The organism is Streptomyces sp. NPDC052299, assembly GCF_040679335.1.
Taxonomy (GTDB): Bacteria; Actinomycetota; Actinomycetes; order Streptomycetales; family Streptomycetaceae; genus Streptomyces.
Genome location: NZ_JBFAUP010000006.1, coordinates 17,340 through 39,529, shown reverse-complemented (window position 1 = coordinate 39,529; position 22,190 = coordinate 17,340). Strand labels below are relative to the sequence as shown.

Sequence of the window (22,190 nt, the reverse complement as noted above, 5' to 3'; positions counted from 1 at the left end):
CTGCTCGTGGCGCGAAATTGAATGAGGATGCCCGGTCGGTGGCCCGATCGGCTCCGACCCGACAGCCCTCCACGCGGTGCGTGCACACGTACGACCGCAGATGAGGGGCCCCCTCAGCGGCACGAGCGCTCGAGCGACGGCAGTGGTCCCGCGCCACCCGGCATTTCCGCCGGATGACCAACCCCGGCACGGTACGACCCCCTTCGTTCGCCTCGGACCGCGTCTCACAGAAGAGGCAGCACCCTGACTACGTTCCGAGACCTCGGGATTCTTTCCGAGACGGCCGAGGCCCTTGAGGCCGTCGGCATCACGTCCCCCTTTCCCATCCAGGAGCTGACGCTCCCGGTCGCCCTCTCCGGCTCCGACGTCATCGGCCAGGCCAAGACCGGCACCGGCAAGACGCTCGGCTTCGGCCTCCCGCTCCTCGAGCGCGTCACCGTCCTCGCCGACGTCGAGGCGGGCCGCGCGAAGCCGGAGGAGCTGACCGACTCCCCGCAGGCCCTCATCGTCGTGCCCACCCGCGAGCTGTGCCAGCAGGTCACCAACGACCTGCTCACCGCCGGCAAGGTGCGCAACGTGCGGGTCCTCGCGATCTACGGCGGCCGCGCCTACGAGCCGCAGGTCGAGGCCCTGAAGAAGGGCGTCGACGTGATCGTCGGCACCCCCGGCCGGCTGCTCGACCTCGCGGGCCAGCGCAAGCTGGACCTGTCCAAGGTCCGCGCGCTCGTTCTCGACGAGGCCGACGAGATGCTGGACCTGGGCTTCCTGCCCGACGTCGAGCGCATCATCACGATGCTGCCGGCGAAGCGCCAGACCATGCTGTTCTCGGCCACCATGCCGGGCGCGGTCATCTCGCTCGCCCGCCGCTACATGTCGCAGCCGACGCACATCAACGCCACCTCGCCCGACGACGAGGGCACGACCGTCAAGAACACGGCGCAGTACGTCTACCGCGCCCACTCGATGGACAAGCCCGAGATGGTCGCGCGCATCCTGCAGGCCGAGGGCCGCGGGCTCGCGATGATCTTCTGCCGCACCAAGCGCACCGCCGCGGACATCGCCGAGCAGCTGGAGCGGCGCGGCTTCGCCTCCGGCGCGGTCCACGGCGACCTCGGCCAGGGCGCCCGCGAGCAGGCCCTGCGCGCCTTCCGCAACGGCAAGGTCGACGTGCTGGTCTGCACCGACGTGGCCGCCCGCGGCATCGACGTCGAGGGCGTGACGCACGTCATCAACTACCAGTCCCCCGAGGACGAGAAGACCTATCTGCACCGCATCGGCCGCACCGGCCGCGCGGGCGCCAAGGGCATCGCGATCACGCTGGTCGACTGGGACGACATCCCGCGCTGGCAGCTGATCAACAAGGCCCTTGACCTGTCCTTCCCGGACCCGGTCGAGACGTACTCCACCTCCCCGCACCTGTACGAGGACCTGGACATCCCGGCCGGCACCAAGGGTGTCCTGCCGCGTGCCGAGCGCACCCGCGCCGGTCTCGGGGCCGAGGAGATCGAGGACCTGGGCGAGACGGGCGGCCGCGGCCGCAAGTCCGCCGCGCCGGCCGCCCGCGAGGAGCGGGCCCCGCGCACCCCGCGTCAGCGCCGTCGCACCCGTGGTGGCGCGTCGCTCGCCGAGGGCGCCGCGACCGTGCCCGCACCGGCCGCCGAGGCCGACGCGGAGGCCGCGACCGACGCCCCGCGCACCCCGCGCCGTCGTCGCCGCACCCGCGCCGGTGCGGCGGAGGCCATCGCGGCGGAGGCCGTCGCCGCCAAGGCCGCGGTCGCCGTGGCCGAGGCCCCCGCGGCCGTGGTGGCCGAGCCGGAGGCCGAGGCCGCGCCGAAGAAGCGCACCCGGACCCGGACCGCCAAGCCGAAGACGGAGACCGTCGCCGCCGAGGCCGTGGCGGAGACCGCGACCGCCGAGGAGGAGGCCAAGCCGCGTCGCCGCCGGGCCCGCGCCGCCAAGCCGGTGGCCGAGGAGACCGTGGCCCAGGCCTCGCCGGTGGCCGAGCCGGAGGCGCCCGCCGTCACGCGGCCGCGCCGTCGCCGGGTGATCAAGCCCGTCGAGGACGAGGTCGACTTCCAGATCGCGCCGATCTCCGAGCCCGAGCCGGTCCGTCGTCGTACGCGTACGGCGTCCAAGCCGAAGACCGAGGCCGTCGCGGAGACCGCTGCCGCCGACGGCGAGGCCAAGCCGCGCCGGCGCCGGGCACCGCGCGCCACCGCGAAGGCCGAGGGCTGAGCGGACCGACGCGGCATCCGACGGGCGGCCCCGGGGTTCATTCCCCGGGGCCGCCCGTCGTTCGCGGTCGCGCGCGCCGCATTAACCTCGTGCCATGAGCCGCCCACCCACCTTCGTCCCGCCCTCCTGCGCCCGTGCCCGTGCCCTGTCCACCGCGCGCGGCGACTTCGCCGTGCTGGACGCGGCCCCCTCCGGGAGCCCGCGCGGCACCGCCCTGCTGGTGCCCGGGTACACCGGCAGCAAGGAGGACTTCATCGCACTGCTCGAACCGCTCGCGGAGGCCGGCTACCGGGCCGTCGCCGTGGACGGGCGCGGGCAGTTCGAGAGCCCGGGGACGGACGACCTCCAGGAGTACGCGCAGGAGGAGCTGGCCCGCGACGTGCTCGCCCAGACGGCCGCGCTCGGCGTCGGCGAGGGCGGGGTCCACCTGCTGGGGCACTCGCTCGGCGGACAGCTCTGCCGGGCCGCGGTCCTGCTGGACGCGTCGCCGTTCCGCTCGCTGACCCTGATGTCCTCGGGGCCCGCCGAGGTGGTCGAGGCGCAGCAGGTCAAGCTGAAGATCCTCGGTGACGCGCTGGCCACGATGACCATGAGTGCCGTCTGGGACGCGATGCGGGCCTTCGACCCGCCGGCCGAGGCGGAGACGGGCGGCGAGGACCTGCGACGGCGCTGGCTGCTCCACCGGCCGGCCCAGCTGATCGCGACGGGCCGTCAGCTGGCCACCGAGCCGGACCGGGTGGCCGGGCTCGCCGCGACCGGCCTGCCGGTCCATGTCGTCTCCGGCGAGGTGGACGACGTCTGGCCGGTGCCGTTGCTGGACGAGATGGCGGTCCGGCTCGGGGCGCGCCGGACCCGGATCGAGGGCGCCGAGCACTCCCCCAACACGGCCCGGCCGCAGGCGACCGCCGCCGCCCTCGCGTCCTTCTGGGACGGCCTGTAGCTCTTCCCCGTACCGGCCCGCCCCGGTGCGGCGGCTGTCAGTACTGGGACTGGAGGTGCTGCCAGAAGCCGTCGCGCAGCGCCCGGCGCAGCGGGGGGTGGCCGCGCAGGGAGCGCTGGAGGATGCGTTCGGCCTCGTGCAGCAGGTCCTGGTCGACGGAGCCCGGCAGGAAGGGGTGGCCCGGCAGCAGGTCGGCCAGGGACTCCCGGCCGCGCGCGGCGAGCCAGGCCGCCGCGATCTGCGCGCCGACGAAGTGGACGTCCTCGCGGGAGGGCGCCGGGGCGTCCTCCTCGTAGGTGGTGACGGGGCGTCTGGTCACATAGGGGCGGCAGAAGTCCAGGTCGAAGGTGCGCTGGCTGTCCACCTCCCAGAGCAGCGGCTCCGCCTGGTTGCGCCCCTCCCCCGCCTCGATGCCCCAGAGGTGGACGCGGGCTCCGTAGCCCTGGGCCGCCTCGACGGCGGAGACCAGGTCCTCGTCGCCGCCGACGAGCGCGGCGTCGCTGATGGCCCGGTGGCGGGCGAGCGATTCCAGGTCGCTGCGGATGAGTGAGTCGACGCCCTTCTGCTGGTTGTTGGCGTTGAGGTTGCCGAGTCTGACCTTGACGTCGGGGAGTTCGGCGATGGTCTGCTGCTCGGTGGTGTGGATGCGGCGCCTGGCCCCGTCGTACCAGTACACGCGCAGCAGCCTGCTGTCCGCGAAGATGGTGCGGGCCTTGTCGATGAACGCCTCGATCAGCCCTTCGGCGTCGAGGTCGAAGGAGCGCCGGTCCTCGGTGCCGGTGACGAGCAGCCCGGCGGCGGCGTACACATAGCCCGCGTCCACGAAGATCGCGTGGGTCGAGGGGGTCTTCGAGACCTCGGCGAGCACGCGTTCCAGCAGGGCGTTGGTGCGGTCCAGCCGCTCGCCGATCTCCACGTCGCTCATGCGCGTCCCGTCGCGCCCGCGCGCCTGATTACCGGCCGGTACTTAGACATCCGAAAAATTTCCTTAGCGTAGGGAATGATTGCAGGGGACAAGCCGTTGTACCCACCGTGGGGCGCACGACAGACATGCCTGGCGCCCCTCATCCTTGCGGACGGGACACCGTCCTCCCAGTAGTTCTCCAGCAGGAGGATCAGACGAAGGGAAGCCCCATGCGCTTCGAGATCATGCGACTCGACGACGTCGACGGTACCGCCGTGGACAGCACCGTCGTGGACGCCGCCTCCGTCAAGCGGATCGTGCAGCAGGCCGCGGCCACGGGCCAGCGCATCTACATCCGCCCGGCCGAAAGTCCGGCTTCGTAACACCTTGCCGATGTGAGTTGCTGTCGTAACGAAGACGAAGCGCCCCCGCACGGAAGATCGTGCGGGGGCGCCGTTGCGTCCGGATCCGGGTCAGCCGCCCCGGATGACCTGGGTGACGCCGTTGATGATCTGCTGCACGGCGATGGCGGACAGCATCATGCCGGCCAGCCTGGTGACGAGCACGACGCCGCCGTCCTTGATGACGCGGATGATCAGCAGCGAGTAGCGCATGGTCAGCCAGAGCACGATGTGCATGGCGAGGATCGCCGTCCAGACGGAGACCTGGCTCGCCACGCTGTCGGCGTGCTGCACGGCGAGGATCACCGAGACGATCGCACCGGGCCCGGCGAGCAGCGGCATGCCGAGGGGTACGAGGGCGACGTTGACGTCCTTGGTCTGCGTCGGCTCGTCGGTCTTGCCGGTCAGCAGGTCGAGCGCGATGAGCAGCAGGAGCAGCCCGCCGGCGATCATCAGCGCCGGTACGGAGACGTGCAGGTAATCCAGGATCTGCTGGCCGAGCACGCCGAACACGGCGATGACGCCGAAGGCGACGGCGACGGCCTGGAGGGCCATGCGGCGCTGCACCTTGGCGGGCCGGCCGGCGGTGAGGGCGAGGAAGATCGGGGTGATTCCGGGCGGATCCATAATCACAAAAAGCGTGAGAAAAAGGGATCCGAAGACAGCGACGTCGAACACGGGTGAGCCTTGTGGGGAGTGAGCGGGTGTGCGGCGGTGACCGCGGGAAGGAGGCGCACCGCACCGCCGCCCGGACATGCCGGACGGCGGTGGGGCACAAGGAGGAACGAGCGGGTGGGACCCGGGGCCGTTACGCGGTGACGGGTCCGCCGGCGCCCGGCACCGGGAAGGCCCCCGTGGCGCGCCGGGTGATCTCGCCGTAGATCTCGGGGTCCGTGGTGTACGCGCCGAGCTCCACGGTCTTGCGGCTGCCGTGGTAGTCGCTGGAGCCGGTCGTCAGCAGCCCCAGCTCGCGGGCGAGTGCGCGCAGCCGGGCCCTGGTGGGCTCGTCGTGGTCCATGTGGTCGACCTCGATGCCGTCGAGCCCGGCGGCGGCCAGCTCGGCGATCCGCGCCTCGGGCACCGTACGACCCCGCTTGGCGGCGGCCGGGTGGGCGAAGACGGTGACGCCGCCCGCGGCCTTGACGAGCCGGATGGCGTCGAAGGGGTCCAGCTCGTGCTTCTCCGCGTACGCGCGCCCGCCGTCGCCGAGCCAGTCGGGCGTGAAGGCGTCGGACACGGTCGGGACGACGCCGAGCTCCACGAGGGCGGTGGCGACGTGCGGGCGGCCGACGGAGCCGTCTCCGGCGATCCGGGCGACCTGCTCCCAGGTGAGGGGCACGCCCAGCTCCTGGAGCTTGCGGACCATGGTCCGGGCGCGCGGCACGCGGTCGTCGCGCACCAGCTCGCGCTCGCGGGCGAACTCCGGCTCGTCCGGGTCGAAGAGGTACGCCAGCATGTGCAGACCCACGCCGTCGATGCGGCAGGACAGCTCGGCGCCCGGGACGAGGGTGAGCCCTTCGGGGAGCGCGGCGGCGGCCTCGGCGTGGCCGCGCACGGTGTCGTGGTCGGTGAGGGCGACGACGTCCAGGCCCGCGGCGGCGGCATTGCGCACCAGCTCGGCGGGGGTGTCCGTGCCGTCCGATGCGGTGGAGTGGGTGTGCAGATCGATGCGCACGACTCGTACTCCAGGGCTCGCGGCGGGACGGGGGGACACCCCAGGATAACCGGCGCGCGAGCTTGATCCGGACGGTGCGAAGGACGCCGTCAGGGGCCCGTCAGCAGGCGGGGGGTGAGGGCGCCGCAGGGCACCAGGTCCACCTCTCCCCCGGCGTCGCGGAGGTCGGTGAGCACCAGCTCGTCGTACATGAGCAGCCCGGACTGCTCGGGCCAGACGATGGCCCACAGCCACAGGCCGCGCGCCTCGCCCGCGAAGACGGCGCGGTCGGCGGGGGCGTGCCTGACGTGCCAGAGGGGGGTGGGGCGTCCGGCGGCGAGCACCTTGGAGTCCGGGGGGCCGTCCACGCGCAGCAGGGGCCCGGGGTCCGGTCCGTCGATGCCCGCGTACCGCGCGCCGAGCCCGACGCCCAGCTCCTCGGCGACGAGCAGCAGCTCGCCCATGCCGCCGAGCGGTCCGGGTCCGGAGCAGGCCACGGCGGTGGCGCGTCCGCCGGTGCGGTCGTCCCCGGCACTGGCGACGCCGGTGAACAGCCAGCCGACGGGGAGCGGCCAGGGCATCCATACGGGGACCTGCGCCCGGTGCACCACCACGCCGAGCGCCTCGACGCTCGGCGGGACGACCGGCTGGAGCGGGTGCACGCTGCCGTGGTCGTCGCACTGCCAGGTGTCGGCGAAGAGCCCGGGCGCCCTGACCCGGCCTCCGCACTTCGGGCAACTTGGTTCGCCCCTCATACCTTCCCACGGTCCTCTCCGGCCGCCGCCGCGTCAAGGACGATCACCCCTGCGCGCCGCACACCCAGAGCCCTCTACCCCGCGCGCCGTCCGGTCACCGGGCCGCCACCGGAGAATTTAGATGTAACTTGCATTCATTAGCTTCTCTAACTTATTCTGTGCATAACGCATCGATCCGATGGAGCCAGTGGAGAGGGAGAGACCCATGCCGTCAGAGGCAGTACCGGGAGAGGATCCGTTCAACCAGGAGCCGGTCAGCATCCTGCGCCAGCCCAAGGCCGTCTGGGCCACGGCAGGTGCTTCCGTCGTCGCGTTCATGGGCATCGGCCTGGTGGACCCGATCCTGCCGTCGATCGCCAAGGGCCTGGAGGCGACGCCGAGCCAGGTGTCGCTGCTCTTCACCTCGTACTTCCTGATCACCGCCGTCGCGATGCTCGTGACCGGCTTCGTCTCCAGCCGCATCGGCGGCCGCAAGACGCTGCTGGCCGGGCTGGCGCTCGTGGTGGTCTTCGCGGCGCTCTCCGGCACCTCCTCGTCCGTCGCCGAGCTGGTCGGCTTCCGGGCGGGCTGGGGCCTGGGCAACGCGCTGTTCGTCTCGACCGCCCTCGCGGTGATCGTCGGCGCCGCGGCGGGCGGCAGCTCGGCGGCGATCCTGCTGTACGAGTCGGCGCTCGGGCTCGGCATGGCGTGCGGGCCGCTGCTCGGCGCCCTGCTCGGGGACGCCAGCTGGCGCTATCCGTTCTTCGGGACGGCCGCGCTGATGGCGATCGGCTTCGTCTGCATCACGGCGTTCCTGAAGGAGCAGCCCAAGCCCGCCCGCAAGACCTCGCTGCTCGACCCGGTCAAGGCGCTCGGCCACGGCGGGCTCGCCTCGGTCGCGGCGTCCGCGTTCTTCTACAACTACGCGTTCTTCACGATCCTCGCGTTCACGCCGTTCGTGCTGAACATGACGCCGTACAAGTCCGGTGCCGTCTTCTTCGCCTGGGGTCTGCTGCTCGCGGTCTTCTCGGTGCTCGTCGCGCCCCGGCTCCAGCAGCGGTTCGGCTCGCTCAAGGTGCTCGGCGCCTCGCTGGTGCTGCTCGCCGCCGACCTGGTGGTCCTCGGTTACGGAAGCCACACCACAGCCATCGTCTGCACCATCGTGTCCGGCGCGCTGATCGGCATGAACAACACGGTGTACACGGAGCTGGCGCTCGGCGTCTCGGACGCGCCGCGCCCGGTGGCCAGCGCCGGCTACAACTTCGTCCGTTGGTTCGCCGCCGCCGCGGCGCCCTACCTCGCCCCGAAGATCGAGGAGTGGAGCAACATCCACATCCCGTTCGTGGTCGCCGCCGTCGCCGCGCTGATCGGCGCGATCGTTGTCTGGGCACGGCGCTCCGCGCTCACCCACGAGGCGGAGGAGCTGGAGCCGAAGCACGCCACGGAGGACGGTGTCACGGTCTTCGCCAACTGAGGACGTCAGTCCAGGGCCACGGAATGCCGCAGGGGATCGCGCAGGTCGGTCCCCTGCGACAGCCATTTCTCCTGGAGCTCCTGCGCACCCCGGACCCGCTTCCAGGCGGCCTCGTTGGGCGTCATCGGCAGCAGCGGCAGAAAGCGCACCGGCTCCAACGGGGCATCCAGTTCCAGATCCTCCACCAGCCCCCCGCTCTCCGCGACCAGCACCGAGGTGAACGGCGCGCCCGGCCACAGCGGTTCGCCGACGTCCAGCGAGGCGCCGGGCGCCACGACCAGGCCCTCCACCTGGGGCGAGGCCGCGAGCACCGCGAGCTTGCGCAGCACCTGGTCGGTGTCGGCCAGGCCGCCCCGTACCGACAGGACCAGTTCGGCACGCGGGCCCTTCAGCGGGTCGGCCACGACGGCCGTCGGGTCGGACATCGGCTGGGCGGACATGCCGAGCGTGGCGTACCGCACGAGGTCGCCGTCGAGGAACCGGAGCACCTCGATCCGGTCCGTCCCGAGAAACGTCACCGCCGCACGTGCGTCCGGTTCACCCAGGGCCGTCCGCAGACGCGCCTCGACCAGAGCAAGAATTTCTGCCATGCCGCGAGCATAGGTCGCGTATGGAACGGGCAAAGTAAGGGATTGGCCCTGTGCCGGCTGCTAGCCTGGGGTGTCGGCCGGGACAGCACGCTGAAGCGTCGCTCTCAAGTCCCGGCGCCACGTCATCCCCCACGGGGGACCGGCAGGAGGAGGTGGGGCTGCGGTGGATCCGAGTCGATCGTGCAGTACCAACCGCTCTTCCACCGGACGCCCCTCCGTGTGATCTGATACCCGGTCGGGCCCTGGCATGTCGCATGACGGAAGAGCACGTCTTTTTGCCTGTCTGTAGCGAACGCCGTCATCGTGCCGCCGCGGTGCCGCCCGCTTTGCGGATGTGAGTCCACGTCCCCATTCCGGGCTGTTCCACGCCCCCCGACGACGGCCCTCCGTGAAGGAGCCAGCCATGTCGATGATCCGTGACCTGCGCGCCGTCGTGCGCCCCTCCCTGCGCAAGAGCGCACCCCTGCACAACAGCTACGACGCCACCCGCGACCCGTCGGCGTCCAGCGCGGTGGTCGACTGCGCGGTCTACCGCGACGGCCGCCGGCTCGCCGAGACCGACGGCACCTGCCGCACCGCCCGCGAGGCGATGCTCCGGGTCCGGGAGAAGGGCGGCTTCGCCTGGATCGGGCTGCACGAGCCGACCGAGGAGGAATTCGCGGGCATCGCCCGGGAGTTCGGGCTGCACCCGCTGGCCGTGGAGGACGCGGTCCACGCCCACCAGCGCCCGAAGCTGGAGCGGTACGACGACACGCTGTTCACCGTCTTCAAGACCATCCACTACGTCGACCACGCCGAACTGACCGCGACCAGCGAGGTCGTGGAGACCGGCGAGGTCATGTGCTTCACCGGCCGGGACTTCGTCATCACCGTGCGGCACGGCGGCCACGGCTCGCTGCGCGCGCTGCGCCACCGCCTGGAGGACGACCCCGAGCTGCTGGCCAAGGGCCCCTCCGCCGTGCTGCACTCCATCGCCGACCACGTGGTCGACGGCTACATCGCGGTGGCGGGCGCGGTGCAGGACGACATCGACGAGGTGGAGATCGAGGTCTTCTCCACCCCGGACAAGGGAAGCGCGCGGGGCTCGGACGCCGGGCGGATCTACCAGCTCAAGCGCGAGGTGCTGGAGTTCAAGCGGGCCGTCTCCCCGCTGCTGCGCCCGATGCAGCTGCTGAGCGAGCGGCCCATGCGGCTGATCGACCCGGACATCCAGAAGTACTTCCGGGACGTCGCCGACCACCTGGTGCGCGTCCAGGAAGAGGTCATCGGCTTCGACGAGCTGCTGAACTCCATCCTCCAGGCCAACCTGGCGCAGGCGACCGTCGCCCAGAACGAGGACATGCGCAAGATCACGTCCTGGGCGGCCATCGTCGCCGTGCCGACGATGATCTGCGGGGTCTACGGCATGAACTTCAAGCACATGCCGGAGCTGGGCTGGACGTACGGCTACCCGATGGTGATGGGCTTCATCGGCGTGGTCTGCTTCTCCATCCACCGCATGCTCAAGCGCAACGGCTGGCTCTGAGCGTCCGCCACTAAGCTCTGCCCCATGACTGCTGCTGACACGCTGCTCGGGCCCGCCCTCGTCGAGGAGGCCACGAAGAAATCGGGCCTCGTCTGGGTGCGCTGCACCGGGGCGGCGCGGGCGCTGTGGCACGTATGGCACGAGGGCGCCGCCCACCTCGTCGGCGACGGCCCCGGCGAGCAGCCGTTCCCGGCCGGGCTCACCGAGGGCGCCACCGCCGAGGTCACCGTCCGCAGCAAGGACAAGGGCGGCCGCCTCGTCGCCTGGACCGCCTCGGTCACCGTCCTCGCCCCGCGCTCCGAGGAGTGGGAGGCCGCCGTCGCCGAGCTGAAGGGCAAGCGGCTGAACGCGCCGGACGCGGAGCGGATGACGGACCGCTGGGCGCGCGAGTGCCGGGTCGTCCGGCTCACGCCCCTCGACGCACGCACCGAACTGCCCGAGACCTCCGGCGCGGCGGCACCGCTGCCGACGACGGCGACCACCCGGCTGCCGGTCCCGGCGGGCCTGCCGCGCCTGCTGAAGCGCTCCCTGCGCAAGTAGCCTCGCCGGGCCGCGTCTAGGACGTGGTCTTCGGGAGCTGCTTGCCGTAGTCGACAGTCTCGTCCTTGGCGGGCGCCTTCAGCGTGAAGTCCTTGCCCCAGTCGGCGAGCGTGATCACGCCTCCGCCGCCGCCCCGGGCGAAGCGCAGCGGATACGGCGTGCCCTCCAGCGCCACGTCGAGCGCGCCGCCCGCGCCCTCGCCGCCCATGATCCGCACCGTGCGCACCCCGGCGACCTTGTCGCGGTCGCCCTTGGTGAGCTCGCCGTGCAGCGTGAGCATGCCGTCGAGCAGCACCTTCTTGTCGGTGAACCCGCTCAGCTGCTTGTACGTGGGGTCGCCCTCCGGGACCTTGACGTACTTGCCCTCCAGCTTGCCGGCCGCCGCCGCGCCGTCCTTGCCGGTGTCCGCCTCGCCCCCGTCGTCGTGGCTCCAGAAGCCCGCGTCGGCCTTGAGATAGAGCTCGTCACCGATCCGCAGCAGTGTGAACGTGCTGCTCTTCGAGGTGACGGAGCCCGCCCCGCCCCGGTCCTTGAGCCGCATGTCGATCTTGTAAGTGCCGCCCTTGCTGACCAGCGTCCCGGCGAGCCGCACCGCGTCGGCGGAGTCCGCCGCGCCCCGTGCCTTCTTCTCGATCTCCGGCGCGGAGAGCTTGCCGACGCCGTTGGTCCCCTCGTCCGGGTCCTCGCCCCCGCACGCGGTGAGCGCCGCGGTCAGCCCCGCGCACAGCGCGACGGCGAGGGATGCGTTCCGGCGGCGGGCCCGTACGGCCGGGGCGGAAGAGGTCACAGGCGCACTGCCTCTCGTATCCATGGTGGGGGTGGCAGACCGCAGCGTACCCGGGTGGCCTACGCCATCGGACCCGGAGCCGTACGGACGGTCAGCCGGGGCGGTCCGCGTGGGGACGGGCTAGCCTGATCACGTCATAACAGCCCGATAACTGTCGGAAGCGGCCGGCCGCGGCCGTCCGGAGGCGAGCGAGGAGGTGCGGGATGACACCGGTGACGCCCCGGGTGTTCGTCTCGCACCTGTCCGGTGTGCCGGTCTTCGACCCCAACGGCGACCAGGTGGGACGCGTGCGCGACCTGGTCGCGATGCTCCGCGTCGGCGGCCGCCCGCCCCGGCTGCTCGGCATGGTGGTCGAGGTGGTGAGCCGGCGGCGGATCTTCCTGCCGATGACCCGGGTGACCGGCGTGGAGTCGGGGCAGGTGATCACCACGGGCGTGGTCAACATGCGGCGCTTCGAACAGCGGCCCACCGAACGCCTGGTGCTCGGCGAGTTCCTCGACCGCCGGGTGCGCCTGGTGGAGACGGACGAGGAGGTCACCATCCTGGACGTGGCCATCCAGCAGCTGCCCGCCCGCCGGGACTGGGAGATCGACAAGTACTTCGTCCGCAAGGGCCGGGGCGGGGCGTTGCGCCGCAAGGGCGAGACGCTGACCGTCGAGTGGTCGGCGGTGAAGGGCTTCTCGCTGGAGGAGCACGGGCAGGGCGCCGAGTCCCTGGTGGCCACCTTCGAGAAGCTGCGCCCCGCCGACGTCGCCAACGCGCTGCACCACCTGACCCCGAAGCGCCGGGCGGAGGTCGCGGCGGCGCTGGACGACGACCGGCTGGCCGACGTCCTGGAGGAGCTGCCCGAGGACGACCAGGTGGAGATCATCGGCAAGCTCCAGGAGGAGCGCGCGGCGGACGTCCTGGAGGCGATGGACCCGGACGACGCGGCCGACCTGCTCTCCGAGCTGCCCGAGGAGGACAAGGAGCGGCTGCTGACGCTGATGCGCCCGGGCGACGCGGCCGACGTGCGGCGGCTGATGTCCTACGAGGAGCGCACCGCGGGCGGCCTCATGACCACGGAGCCCGTCATCCTGCGCCCGGACGCCACGGTGGCCGACGCGCTCGCCCGGGTGCGCCAGTCGGACCTGTCACCGGCGCTCGCCGCGCAGGTGTACGTGTGCCGGTCGCCGGACGAGACGCCGACGGGCAAGTACCTGGGCACCGTGCACTTCCAGCGGCTGCTGCGGGACCCGCCGTTCACCCTGGTCAGCTCGCTCCTGGACAGCGATCTGGTGCCGCTGCCGCCGGACACCCCGCTGTCGGTGGTGACCAGCTATCTGGCGGCGTACAACCTGGTGTCGGTGCCGGTAGTGGACGAGAGCGGTTCGCTGCTGGGCGCGGTGACCGTCGACGACGTGCTGGACCACCTGCTGCCGGACGACTGGCGGGAGACGGACTTCCACGGCGGCGAGGGGGTGCTCCGTGGCCGGTGACGACCGCGCCCGCGCGTCGAACGGCTCGACGGCGCTGACCCGTACGCCGCGGAACCGGCTCGACCAGCCGAAGGCTCCGCGCCGGCGGCTGCTTCCGGAGTACGACCCCGAGGCGTTCGGCCGGTTCTCGGAGCGCATCGCGCGCTTCCTCGGCACCGGCCGGTTCATCGTCTGGATGACGCTGATCATCATCGTGTGGGTGGCGTGGAACGTCTTCGCGCCCGACCACCTGAGATTCGACCAGTACCCGTTCATCTTCCTGACCCTGATGCTGTCGCTCCAGGCGTCGTACGCGGCTCCGCTGATCCTGCTCGCGCAGAACAGGCAGGACGACCGGGACCGGGTCACGCACGAGCAGGACCGCAAGCAGAACGAGCGCTCCATCGCCGACACCGAGTACCTGACCAGGGAGATCGCGGCGCTGCGGATGGGCCTCGGCGAGGTCGCCACCCGGGACTGGATCCGGTCCGAGCTGGAGGACCTGGTGAAGGACCTGGACGACCGGCGGGCACTGTTCTCCGCCGAGAGTGACGAAGACCGCTGAGAAGGTTACCCGCGTGTAGCTACACGCGCCGTACCATCGTCCGTATGGCTACGGAAGACGCGGTGCTTGAGGCACTGGCGACAGTGAACGACCCCGAGATCCACCGTCCGATCACCGAGCTGGGCATGGTGAAATCGGTCGACATCGATCCTGACGGTGTGGTCGCTGTCACGGTGTACCTCACCGTCTCCGGCTGTCCGATGCGCGAGACGATCACGTCGAACGTGACCGACGCGGTGGCCCGCGTCGAGGGCGTCTCGCGGGTCGACGTCACCCTCGACGTGATGAGCGACGAGCAGCGCAAGGACCTCGCGGCGGCGCTGCGCGGCGGCACGGCGGAGCGCGAGGTTCCCTTCGCGAAGCCCGGCTCCCTGACCCGGGTGTACGCGGTCGCCTCCGGCAAGGGCGGCGTCGGCAAGTCCTCGGTGACGGTCAACCTGGCCGCGGCGATGGCGGCGGACGGGCTCAAGGTCGGTGTCGTGGACGCGGACATCTACGGTCACAGCGTGCCCCGGATGCTCGGCGTGGACGGGAAGCCCACCCAGGTCGAGAACATGATCATGCCGCCGTCCTCGCACGGCGTGAAGGTCATCTCGATCGGCATGTTCACCCCGGGCAACGCCCCGGTGGTCTGGCGCGGCCCCATGCTGCACCGCGCGCTCCAGCAGTTCCTGGCCGACGTCTTCTGGGGCGACCTGGACGTCCTGCTGCTCGACCTGCCGCCGGGCACCGGTGACATCGCGATCTCGGTGGCGCAGCTCGTGCCGAACGCGGAGATCCTGGTCGTCACGACCCCGCAGCAGGCCGCCGCCGAGGTGGCCGAGCGGGCCGGTTCGATCGCCGTGCAGACCCACCAGAAGATCGTCGGCGTCGTCGAGAACATGTCCGGCATGCCGTGCCCGCACTGCGACGAGATGGTCGACGTCTTCGGCTCGGGCGGCGGCGCGAAGGTCGCCGAGGGGCTGACGAAGACCGTCGGCGCCGAGGTGCCGGTGCTGGGCGCGATCCCGATCGACGTGCGGCTGCGCGAGGGCGGCGACGAGGGCAAGCCCGTCGTGCTCTCCGACCCCGACTCCCCCGCCGGCAAGGCGCTGCGCACCATCGCGGGCAAGCTGAGCGGCCGTCAGCGCGGCCTGTCCGGCATGTCGCTGGGCATCACCCCGCGCAACAAGTTCTGACCCGCGTACGGACATGGCGAAGGCCGGGGCCCTCGGGCCCCGGCCTTCGCCGTTGTCGCGTGCGTTACGCGTACGCCTCGATGTCCTTGACCATGGAGAAGCCCAGCCCGTACGCGCTCATCCCGCGCCCGTAGGCGCCGATGTGCACCCCGCCGGGCGCGGAGCCGGCGAGCACCCAGCCGAACTCGGACTCGCGGTAGTGGAAGGGGACCGGAACGCCGTCGACCGGCAGGGACAGCGCCGACCAGGCGGGGCCGTCCAGATCGTCGGCGAGCTCGAACGCGGTCTCCGTCTGCTGGTCCAGCCAGTCGTCGCGCAGGGTGTGGTCGAGCTGCGGGGGCCAGGTGCAGGACAGCAGCCCGGAACCGGCCAGCCAGGCCGCGGAGGACACCGTCGTCGCCTCCAGCACCCCGGTGCCGTCACCACTGCGCCGTACGGGGCTGCTGGCGACGGTCACCACGACCGCGAACCGCTGCTTGTCGGCGCCCGAGTCGCCCCGGACCAACGGCTCGTCGCCGTGCCCGATGGAGCCGTGCTGCACCTCGCCGTCGGCGGCGGTGCCGAGCGGCATCAGCCGGCGCGGACCGGTGAACGCCTCGTCCAGCGCGTACCAGGGGAACGGGGCGTTCAGATAGCCGTCGACCACCATGAGCCGGGCCGCCCGGACCGCCTCCACCGCGTCCGGCGCGTCCTGTGCGCCCACCCGACTCGTCGTCTCCATCAGCCCGGCCGCCTCCTCGATCCGTGGGTCCGGAGCGGCCCGCCCCCCGCGGGCGTCTCACAACCGGACAGATGGAGAATAGCCATACCGTCCGCGCGACCCGGGATTGGCAGCCCTCAGGTGGCGTCCGCGTCGAACGGCGGCGGGGTGTTCTTCGGCGGCTCCTCGCCCTTCTTGAGCAGGTCCGGAGCGCCCTTCGAGCCGTTCGCGGCCGTGACCGAGGCACCGCCCGACACGCCGGACTTCGCCTCGACGGACGCGGTGGAGCGTCCGTTCACCGCGTCGGTGACCTCGGTGATCTCCTTGCGCAGGTCGAAGCTCTCGCGGATCTCCTTCAGCCCCAGGTCGTCGTTGCCGTCCATGAGCTGCTTGCGGACGAACGTCTTGGGATTGAGGTCCTCGAACTCGAAGTCCTTGAACTCCGGGCCCAGCTCCGTGCGGATGTCCTCCTTGGCGCTCTCCGAGAACTCACGGATCTTGCGGATGAAGCGGGAGGCGTCCTGGATGACCTTGGGCAGCTTTTCCGGACCGAAGATGAGCACGCCGAGAATCGCGAGCGTCAGCAGCTCCAGTGCGCCTATGTCGTTGAACACCTTGCGGCTCCTCGTATTCTCCGCGACCAGCTCGGATGAGGTCCGGACATCGAACACGGTACCCGGCGAATCTGTCCGGACGGTAGCTTCCCGTGGCGGTCACGTGCCGGTTGCCGAGCCCAGCGTCAAAGTTATGGACAGGTCTTTACCACCGCGCGTAACGGTCAGCTCCAGACGGTCCCCGGGCCGGTGCGAGCGGATCTTGACGATGAGCTCCTCGCCGCTGTGCACCCGCTCCCCGTCCACCTCGGTGACGACGTCGTCCGCCTCGATGCCGGCCTTGTCGGCCGGACCGCCCGCCGTGACGGGCGAGGACCCCTGCGCGCTCCCGCCGACCTTGGCGCCGTCGCCGGTGTACTTCATGTCGAGGGTGACGCCGATCACCGGGTGCGTCGCCTTGCCGTTGTTGATCAGCTGCTCGGCGACGCGCTTGCCCTGGTTGATCGGGATGGCGAAGCCGAGGCCGATGGACCCGGCCTGCCCGCCCTCGCCGGCCGAGCCGCTGTCCGCGGCGCGGATGGCGCTGTTGATGCCGATGACATGGGCGTCGGTGTCCACCAGCGGGCCGCCGGAGTTGCCCGGGTTGATGGGGGCGTCGGTCTGGAGCGCGTTGACGTAGCTGACGTCGCTGCCGTCGCCCTTCTCGCCGCCCGCGGTGATCGGGCGGTCCTTGGCGCTGATGATCCCGGAGGTGACGGTGTTGGACAGGTCGAACGGGGCGCCGATGGCCACGACCGGGTCGCCGACCTGGACGTTGTCGGAGTTGCCCAGCGGGAGCGGCTTGAGGCCCGAGACACCGCTGACCTTCACGACGGCCAGGTCGTAGCCGCTGTCCTTGCCGACGACCTCGGCGGTCGCGGTCTCGCCACCGCTGAAGGTGACGGTGATCTCGCCGGACGAACCGGCGGGGGCGACCACGTGGTTGTTGGTGAGGATGTGGCCCCGGTCGTCGAGGACGAAGCCGGTGCCGGTGCCGGACTCGGTGGCGCCGCTGACGTGCAGGGTGACCACGCTGGGCAGGGCGCTGGCCGCGATGCCCGCCACGCTGTCCGGGGCGCGGCCGCCGCCGTCCCGCTCGTCCTGGGGCAGCTCGACGCTGGTGAGACCGCCGTTGCGTTCTATGTACGCGCCTATGCCGCCGCCGATGCCGCCCGCGACCAGGGCGAGGAGCAGCGCGCCGATCAGCATCGCGCCGCGCCGGTTCTTCCGCCGGCCGTCCGGGAGCGGCGGGCCCGGCTGGGTGACGAGCGGCTGCCGGGGCGCGCCCCAGGGGTCGTAGCTCTGCCACTGCGGAGCGGGCGGGTGCGAGTCCTGCGGAGCCGGCGGCGGGGGTGCGACGGACATCCCCGCGCCGTTCGTCCCCGCGTACGGCGGGGGCACGGGCGTGCCGTGCGCGGGCGTCGGCCGCTGTACGGGCGGCGCGGGCGCCCAGGGGCCGGGGCCCCCGTAGGGCGGGGTGCCGTACGGGTCCGGCTCGTGCAGCGGCTGGGGCGCGGGGGCGTCGTGGGGTGCGTCGGGCACCGCGGGCGCCTCGGGGGCGTCATGGGGCGCGTGGGCTTCGGGGGCGACTGATGTGCCACCCGGCCCGTGGGCCTCGGGTGCCCCGTGGGCTGCCGGGGGCAGCGTCGTCGTGGGCGCCTCAGCCGACGCGGGCGCCTGGGCCGACCCGGCCGGCTGGGCAGGCGCGGTGGCCGGGGCCTCGTCGGCCGTGGCCGGCCCCGGTGAGGGCCGGCTCCACCACTTCGCCTTGGGCTCGGTCGGCTTCCCGTCGTCCATGTTCTCCCCGCAACTGCCGCAACCGGCCCTCCGCACGCCCCCGCAGGGGCGTCCCTCCCGAAAATCCTGCCGGAATTCAACCAGGTTTGGGCCGGGGCTGCGCAGCCCGTACGGGGTGCGGGATCAGCGACGGGGCGAGAGGGGCAGTCCGTGGTCGGCGGAGGCCGGCTTCGCGGCGGCGGAGGTGGGCGGCAGGGAGGGCTGCGGGGTGGAGGAGGTCGGGGCCGGGTCGAGCCCGGCACCCAGGGCGCGGCCCAGCAGCGAACCGGCCCCGCCGGGGCGTATCGCGGAGATGCCGGAGCGGAGGCCCAGCCCGTACGGATTGCCGGAGAGGCGGCCGGTGCCCAGCAGCGAGGGGGTCGCGAATCCGGCGGACACGGTGTTCACCGCGAGGGAGACCGAGCGGTCCGCCTGGCCGGACATGGCGCGCGTGCCCTGGCCCGTCCCGTTCCGCCGGCCGGCCGGGAGGCCGCCGCCGGTCCGGGCGTCGGTGCCCGCCGGGGTGACGCTGTTGCCCGAGCCGGAGGCGCGGGTCGGGGTCTCACCGGTGGTCGTCGGGAGGGCGCCGCCGAGCGCGATGGCCGCCAGCGAGACGGCGCTGGCGGCGGCGAAGGCGAACCTGCGGCCCCGCCACGGCGAGCGGTCGCCCTCGCGTCCCACCTCGTGGATGCGGAAGCCGGTGTCGGCCGGGGGCAGCACAGCGGCCCCGCCGTGGGCCGCGGGGACGTAGCCGAAGCGGTCCAGGGGGCCGGGGGCGGTGGTGAGGTCCGCCCGGCCGCCCGGGGGGCGCGTCCCGGGGAAGAGTCCGTCACCGAACCGCCCGGAGGCGCCCTCGGGTCTTCCCTGCCGGTCGTCGTCACCCCCGGGCGGTCCACCCGGAAGCCCTTGGAGGCGGGCCAGGAAGCCTTCGGAGGGCGAGGGCGGGGCGGCCTGCGCGAACACGTTCTTCAGGCGGCGCTGGGCTGCCGCCTCGGCCGCGCACTTGGCGCAGGTCGCGAGATGGGCGAGCACCCGGTCGCGGGCGTCGTGTTTCAGCTCGCCGTCGACGAGCGCGGCGAGGCGGTCCCCCAGGTGTTGTTCCGCGGGGGTCGGATCCGTTGGGCTCACGCCGTGCCGCCCTCCCCTGCCAGGAGGACGCCGGCGCCCGCGAGGGAGCGCTGCTCGGCGCGCGCCTCGGGAGAGCGGTGCCGCAGCGCCTTGCGCAGGTGGGAGCGCCCGCGGTGAATACGGCTGCGCACCGTGCCCAGCTTCACGCCGAGCGTCGCCGCGATCTCCTCGTACGAAAGGCCCTCGATGTCGCAGAGGACGACGGCGGCCCGGAATTCGGGCGCGAGGGTGTCCAGCGCCTGCTGGACGTCGGCGTCGAAGTGGGTGTCGTTGAAGACCTGCTGGGGCGAGGGCTCACGGCTGGGCAGCCGCTCGGCGGCGTCGTCCCCGAGGGAGTCGAAGCGGATGCGCTGCTTGCGGCGGACCATGTCCAGGAAGAGGTTGGTCGTGATGCGGTGCAGCCAGCCCTCGAAGGTGCCGGGCGTGTAGGTCGACAGCGAACGGAAGACACGGACGAAGACCTCCTGGGTGAGGTCCTCCGCGTCGTGCTGGTTTCCCGTCAGGCGGTAGGCGAGGCGGTAGACACGGCCGCTGTGCGTGCTGACGATCTCTTCCCATGTGGGCGGGGTCCACGCCTGGGATTCCGCATCGGAGGCGAAGGTCGCGGTCGGTGCGGAGTCTTTGGAAGAACGGTCAGCAATGTCGGTCACGGATTTCGGCTCACCCGCCGACCTGAGAAAGCGCCGAAGCACTCCTCCCCGATCCACAGGCGCAGCCGCACCTCCCCTATCGGCTCTGGTGGTGTCCAGTGGAGCCCCTACCATAACCACCTCGCCCGTTAGCTCCGGATAAGCCTTTTTCCAGCTGGGGCCGGGGAAATCCCCGGAAGCTCACCCGTGCCACGGACCCGACCGGCGGGCCTCGTCACCGGGCTTCTCCCCACCTTTGGACAACGCCCGGTCCCATCTGCGGGTTCCCGGGTCCAGCGGATACAGTCACCGTTGCGCCAACTAAGGGGACAGGAGAGGGTCATTACCGCCAACCGGCAGACGAGCTGGGCGTTCGCCGACGCCTTTGTCGCCGAGGACGAAGCACTGCGCTGGGCCCGGGACCGGGCCCGCGAGGCAGGGCTCCGCTCGGTGTCGCCAGGCACCGGGGCCGCCCTGCGCCTGCTCGCTGCCACCACGGACGCCAAGGCCGTGGCGGAAATCGGCACCGGCACCGGCGTGTCCGGCATCTATCTGCTGCACGGGATGCGGCCGGACGGGGTGCTGACCACGGTCGACCCGGAGCCCGAGCGCCAGCAGTTCGCCCGGGAGGCGTTCCGCGCCGCGGGCTTCGCGGCCAACCGGTCCCGCTTCATCCCGGGACGCGCGCTCGATGTGCTCCCCCGGCTCGCGGACGGCGGCTACGACCTCGTGTTCTGCGACGGCGACCGGATGGAGAGCCTGGACTGTCTCGCTGAATCGTTGCGCCTGCTGCGACCTGGGGGCCTCGTCTGCTTCGAGGGCGTCTTCGCGGACGGCCGTACGGTCGACTCGGCCGCCCAGCCGGCCGAGGTGCTGCGCGTACGGGAGCTGCTGCGGGCGGTCCGCGAGAGCCAGGAGCTGATGGCGACGCTGCTGCCGGTGGGCGACGGTCTGCTCTGCGCGGTGCGGCGCGGCTGAGGCGTACGCGCGGCCGCCCCGCCGTACGCGGGCGGCCGGCTCCGGACGCGCCGCTGCCCCGGCACGGGAACCATGCCGGGGCAGCGGTGAAGTTATGAGCGTCTGCTCAGCCGACGACCTGCTTGAGGGCGTCGCCGAGGGCATCGGCCTCGTCCGGCGTCAGCTCCACGACAAGCCGACCGCCGCCTTCGAGCGGAACTCGCATGACGATGCCCCGCCCCTCCTTTGTCACCTCGAGCGGGCCGTCGCCCGTCCGCGGCTTCATGGCCGCCATGCTCGTTCCCCTTCCTGAAACCAGCTCATCGCAACCGGCGGCCCCATGACAGGCGCTGCCTCACCGGCATCGAACACAATGCTTCCACGCCATTATCCCGCATCACCGGCCCCGATGACCAACATCGCTCTGCATCTCTTGGGCAACGCGCTCAGTCAAAACCACCCAATTCGGGGACCTCACTGGGATACTCCGGCCCCTTGGACCCCTCCGTGGCGCGTAAATGTTTGACGCAGGTCACATGTCCGGCTCCGTCGAAGTCGGCCATGCTTGCCTGGACACGCAGGTCAACGACACGCAAAGGGGACCCCTCATGGCCGATCACGACGACGTGGTGCGGTACGACATCAGCGACGGGCTCGCGACGATCACGATCAACCGCCCCGACGCGATGAACGCCATGAACACCGCCGCCAAGGTCGCGCTCCGTGACGCGCTGCGGTCCGCCGCCGCCGACACCGGCGTCCGGGCGGTGCTGCTCACGGCGGCCGGGGAGCGCGCCTTCTGTGTCGGGCAGGACCTCAAGGAGCACCTGTCCAAGCTGGCGGAGACCGAGGCGGCGGGCGGGGGCAATCCGCTGAGCACCGTGCGGGAGCACTACAACCCCATCGTGCGGGCGCTCACGGAGATGCCGAAGCCGGTCGTGGCCGGGATCAACGGCGCCGCCGCGGGCGCGGGCTTCGGCTTCGCGCTCGCCTGCGACTACCGGGTGGCCGCCGACACCGCCTCCTTCAACACCTCGTTCGCCGGGGTCGCCCTCACCGCCGACTCGGGCGTCTCCTGGACGCTGCCCCGGCTGATCGGCCAGAGCCGCGCCGCCGACCTGCTGCTCTTCCCGCGCTCCATCTCCGCGCGGGACGCCCATGAGCTGGGCATCGTCAACAGGCTGGTGCCCGCGGCCGAGCTGGCCGCCGAGGCGGCCGCCGTGGCCCGCGCGCTGGCCGACGGGCCGACCGTCGCCTACGCGGCGCTCAAGGAGTCGCTCGCCTTCGGCGCGGGTCACGGCCTGGCCGAGGCCCTGGAGAAGGAGGACGAGCTCCAGACCCGGGCGGGGGTGTCCGAGGACCACGGGATCGCGGTGCGGGCGTTCCTCGCGAAGGAGAAGCCGAAGTACCTCGGGCGGTAGGC

General features: G+C 72.1%; 23 protein-coding genes. 11 read left to right on the top strand and 12 right to left on the bottom strand.

Features of this window, described 5'->3' with window-relative positions; translation table 11 throughout:
• The first annotated feature begins 333 nt into the window (after window positions 1-333).
• Window positions 334-2,235 (top strand): DEAD/DEAH box helicase, encoded by a 1,902-nt coding sequence (locus AB0L33_RS12010; protein ID WP_365680803.1) that lies wholly within the window; start codon window positions 334-336, stop codon window positions 2,233-2,235.
• Between the two features lie 94 nt (window positions 2,236-2,329).
• The gene (locus AB0L33_RS12005; RefSeq protein ID WP_365680229.1) at window positions 2,330-3,175 is read left to right on the top strand and encodes an alpha/beta fold hydrolase; all 846 of its coding nucleotides are present in this window, start codon (window positions 2,330-2,332) and stop codon (window positions 3,173-3,175) included.
• Window positions 3,176-3,212: 37 nt separating this feature from the next.
• Here AB0L33_RS12005 and AB0L33_RS12000 read toward each other — a convergent pair whose 3' ends face one another.
• Window positions 3,213-4,100, bottom strand: a complete 888-nt coding sequence (locus AB0L33_RS12000; protein WP_365680227.1) for an NYN domain-containing protein — start codon at window positions 4,098-4,100, stop codon at window positions 3,213-3,215.
• A 209-nt stretch (window positions 4,101-4,309) separates the two neighbouring features.
• On the opposite strand from AB0L33_RS12000, the gene AB0L33_RS11995 reads away from it, so the two are divergent.
• Window positions 4,310-4,462 carry a hypothetical protein gene (locus tag AB0L33_RS11995; RefSeq protein WP_018105503.1) on the top strand — a complete coding sequence of 51 codons (153 nt, stop codon included), beginning with the start codon at window positions 4,310-4,312 and terminating at the stop codon, window positions 4,460-4,462.
• Window positions 4,463-4,552: 90 nt separating this feature from the next.
• Here AB0L33_RS11995 and AB0L33_RS11990 read toward each other — a convergent pair whose 3' ends face one another.
• The 3 genes from AB0L33_RS11990 to AB0L33_RS11980 all read right to left on the bottom strand — a co-directional run bounded on the left by AB0L33_RS11990 (window position 4,553) and on the right by AB0L33_RS11980 (window position 6,889).
• Window positions 4,553-5,158 carry a MarC family protein gene (locus AB0L33_RS11990; protein ID WP_365680225.1) on the bottom strand — a complete coding sequence of 202 codons (606 nt, stop codon included), beginning with the start codon at window positions 5,156-5,158 and terminating at the stop codon, window positions 4,553-4,555.
• A gap of 130 nt (window positions 5,159-5,288) precedes the next feature.
• Window positions 5,289-6,155 (bottom strand): PHP domain-containing protein, encoded by an 867-nt coding sequence (locus AB0L33_RS11985; protein ID WP_365680223.1) that lies wholly within the window; start codon window positions 6,153-6,155, stop codon window positions 5,289-5,291.
• An 89-nt stretch (window positions 6,156-6,244) separates the two neighbouring features.
• Window positions 6,245-6,889 carry a DUF6758 family protein gene (locus AB0L33_RS11980; RefSeq protein WP_365680221.1) on the bottom strand — a complete coding sequence of 215 codons (645 nt, stop codon included), beginning with the start codon at window positions 6,887-6,889 and terminating at the stop codon, window positions 6,245-6,247.
• A 205-nt stretch (window positions 6,890-7,094) separates the two neighbouring features.
• On the opposite strand from AB0L33_RS11980, the gene AB0L33_RS11975 reads away from it, so the two are divergent.
• Window positions 7,095-8,342, top strand: coding sequence for an MFS transporter (locus AB0L33_RS11975; protein ID WP_365680219.1), 1,248 nt, complete (start codon window positions 7,095-7,097; stop codon window positions 8,340-8,342).
• A gap of 5 nt (window positions 8,343-8,347) precedes the next feature.
• On the opposite strand, the gene AB0L33_RS11970 is transcribed toward AB0L33_RS11975, so the two are convergent.
• Window positions 8,348-8,932 carry a suppressor of fused domain protein gene (locus AB0L33_RS11970; RefSeq protein WP_365680217.1) on the bottom strand — a complete coding sequence of 195 codons (585 nt, stop codon included), beginning with the start codon at window positions 8,930-8,932 and terminating at the stop codon, window positions 8,348-8,350.
• Between the two features lie 403 nt (window positions 8,933-9,335).
• On the opposite strand from AB0L33_RS11970, the gene AB0L33_RS11965 reads away from it, so the two are divergent.
• Complete coding sequence (locus AB0L33_RS11965) at window positions 9,336-10,457, top strand: magnesium and cobalt transport protein CorA (RefSeq protein WP_365680215.1); 1,122 nt, start codon at window positions 9,336-9,338, stop codon at window positions 10,455-10,457.
• A 24-nt stretch (window positions 10,458-10,481) separates the two neighbouring features.
• Window positions 10,482-10,997, top strand: coding sequence for a hypothetical protein (locus AB0L33_RS11960; protein WP_365680213.1), 516 nt, complete (start codon window positions 10,482-10,484; stop codon window positions 10,995-10,997).
• A gap of 16 nt (window positions 10,998-11,013) precedes the next feature.
• Here AB0L33_RS11960 and AB0L33_RS11955 read toward each other — a convergent pair whose 3' ends face one another.
• The gene (locus AB0L33_RS11955) at window positions 11,014-11,784 is read right to left on the bottom strand and encodes a hypothetical protein (RefSeq protein ID WP_365680211.1); all 771 of its coding nucleotides are present in this window, start codon (window positions 11,782-11,784) and stop codon (window positions 11,014-11,016) included.
• Between the two features lie 203 nt (window positions 11,785-11,987).
• On the opposite strand from AB0L33_RS11955, the gene AB0L33_RS11950 reads away from it, so the two are divergent.
• From AB0L33_RS11950 to AB0L33_RS11940, 3 genes are read left to right on the top strand one after another with little or no spacing between them, the layout of a single operon-like run.
• Window positions 11,988-13,262, top strand: coding sequence for a CBS domain-containing protein (locus AB0L33_RS11950; protein WP_365680208.1), 1,275 nt, complete (start codon window positions 11,988-11,990; stop codon window positions 13,260-13,262).
• Window positions 13,252-13,806, top strand: coding sequence for a DUF1003 domain-containing protein (locus AB0L33_RS11945; RefSeq protein ID WP_365680206.1), 555 nt, complete (start codon window positions 13,252-13,254; stop codon window positions 13,804-13,806). The genes AB0L33_RS11950 and AB0L33_RS11945 overlap by 11 nt, the downstream gene beginning before the upstream one ends.
• A gap of 44 nt (window positions 13,807-13,850) precedes the next feature.
• The gene (locus tag AB0L33_RS11940; protein ID WP_365680203.1) at window positions 13,851-14,984 is read left to right on the top strand and encodes an Mrp/NBP35 family ATP-binding protein; all 1,134 of its coding nucleotides are present in this window, start codon (window positions 13,851-13,853) and stop codon (window positions 14,982-14,984) included.
• A 64-nt stretch (window positions 14,985-15,048) separates the two neighbouring features.
• Here AB0L33_RS11940 and AB0L33_RS11935 read toward each other — a convergent pair whose 3' ends face one another.
• The 5 genes from AB0L33_RS11935 to sigE form a co-directional block, all read right to left on the bottom strand.
• Complete coding sequence (locus AB0L33_RS11935) at window positions 15,049-15,705, bottom strand: hypothetical protein (RefSeq protein ID WP_365680201.1); 657 nt, start codon at window positions 15,703-15,705, stop codon at window positions 15,049-15,051.
• 116 nt (window positions 15,706-15,821) lie between these two features.
• Complete coding sequence (locus AB0L33_RS11930; RefSeq protein ID WP_365680199.1) at window positions 15,822-16,298, bottom strand: sec-independent translocase; 477 nt, start codon at window positions 16,296-16,298, stop codon at window positions 15,822-15,824.
• Between the two features lie 99 nt (window positions 16,299-16,397).
• The gene (locus AB0L33_RS11925; protein WP_365680197.1) at window positions 16,398-18,074 is read right to left on the bottom strand and encodes a trypsin-like peptidase domain-containing protein; all 1,677 of its coding nucleotides are present in this window, start codon (window positions 18,072-18,074) and stop codon (window positions 16,398-16,400) included.
• A 123-nt stretch (window positions 18,075-18,197) separates the two neighbouring features.
• Window positions 18,198-19,181, bottom strand: coding sequence for a zf-HC2 domain-containing protein (locus AB0L33_RS11920; protein ID WP_365680195.1), 984 nt, complete (start codon window positions 19,179-19,181; stop codon window positions 18,198-18,200).
• Window positions 19,178-19,945, bottom strand: coding sequence for an RNA polymerase sigma factor SigE (gene sigE, locus AB0L33_RS11915; RefSeq protein WP_185993001.1), 768 nt, complete (start codon window positions 19,943-19,945; stop codon window positions 19,178-19,180). The genes AB0L33_RS11920 and sigE overlap by 4 nt, the downstream gene beginning before the upstream one ends.
• Before the next feature lie 177 nt (window positions 19,946-20,122).
• Here sigE and AB0L33_RS11910 point away from each other — a divergent pair, with 177 nt between their 5' ends.
• Window positions 20,123-20,788, top strand: coding sequence for an O-methyltransferase (locus AB0L33_RS11910; protein WP_018105486.1), 666 nt, complete (start codon window positions 20,123-20,125; stop codon window positions 20,786-20,788).
• 106 nt (window positions 20,789-20,894) lie between these two features.
• Here AB0L33_RS11910 and AB0L33_RS11905 read toward each other — a convergent pair whose 3' ends face one another.
• Complete coding sequence (locus AB0L33_RS11905; protein ID WP_018105485.1) at window positions 20,895-21,062, bottom strand: DUF3117 domain-containing protein; 168 nt, start codon at window positions 21,060-21,062, stop codon at window positions 20,895-20,897.
• A 313-nt stretch (window positions 21,063-21,375) separates the two neighbouring features.
• On the opposite strand from AB0L33_RS11905, the gene AB0L33_RS11900 reads away from it, so the two are divergent.
• Window positions 21,376-22,188: an enoyl-CoA hydratase-related protein gene (locus AB0L33_RS11900; protein ID WP_365680192.1), complete on the top strand. Its 813-nt coding sequence runs from the start codon at window positions 21,376-21,378 to the stop codon at window positions 22,186-22,188.
• The last annotated feature ends 2 nt before the right edge of the window (window positions 22,189-22,190 follow it).

Coding starts and splice junctions, on each gene's coding strand:
- AB0L33_RS11950 (WP_365680208.1), top strand. CDS start 11,988: ATGACACCGGTGACGCCCCGGGTGTTCGTCTCGCACCTGTCCGGTGTG.
- AB0L33_RS11975 (WP_365680219.1), top strand. CDS start 7,095: ATGCCGTCAGAGGCAGTACCGGGAGAGGATCCGTTCAACCAGGAGCCG.
- AB0L33_RS12005 (WP_365680229.1), top strand. CDS start 2,330: ATGAGCCGCCCACCCACCTTCGTCCCGCCCTCCTGCGCCCGTGCCCGT.
- AB0L33_RS11905 (WP_018105485.1), bottom strand. CDS start 21,062: ATGGCGGCCATGAAGCCGCGGACGGGCGACGGCCCGCTCGAGGTGACA.
- AB0L33_RS12000 (WP_365680227.1), bottom strand. CDS start 4,100: ATGAGCGACGTGGAGATCGGCGAGCGGCTGGACCGCACCAACGCCCTG.
- AB0L33_RS11940 (WP_365680203.1), top strand. CDS start 13,851: ATGGCTACGGAAGACGCGGTGCTTGAGGCACTGGCGACAGTGAACGAC.
- AB0L33_RS11980 (WP_365680221.1), bottom strand. CDS start 6,889: ATGAGGGGCGAACCAAGTTGCCCGAAGTGCGGAGGCCGGGTCAGGGCG.
- AB0L33_RS11970 (WP_365680217.1), bottom strand. CDS start 8,932: ATGGCAGAAATTCTTGCTCTGGTCGAGGCGCGTCTGCGGACGGCCCTG.
- AB0L33_RS11925 (WP_365680197.1), bottom strand. CDS start 18,074: ATGGACGACGGGAAGCCGACCGAGCCCAAGGCGAAGTGGTGGAGCCGG.
- AB0L33_RS11995 (WP_018105503.1), top strand. CDS start 4,310: ATGCGCTTCGAGATCATGCGACTCGACGACGTCGACGGTACCGCCGTG.
- AB0L33_RS11900 (WP_365680192.1), top strand. CDS start 21,376: ATGGCCGATCACGACGACGTGGTGCGGTACGACATCAGCGACGGGCTC.
- AB0L33_RS11965 (WP_365680215.1), top strand. CDS start 9,336: ATGTCGATGATCCGTGACCTGCGCGCCGTCGTGCGCCCCTCCCTGCGC.
- AB0L33_RS11960 (WP_365680213.1), top strand. CDS start 10,482: ATGACTGCTGCTGACACGCTGCTCGGGCCCGCCCTCGTCGAGGAGGCC.
- sigE (WP_185993001.1), bottom strand. CDS start 19,945: ATGGTAGGGGCTCCACTGGACACCACCAGAGCCGATAGGGGAGGTGCG.
- AB0L33_RS11935 (WP_365680201.1), bottom strand. CDS start 15,705: ATGGAGACGACGAGTCGGGTGGGCGCACAGGACGCGCCGGACGCGGTG.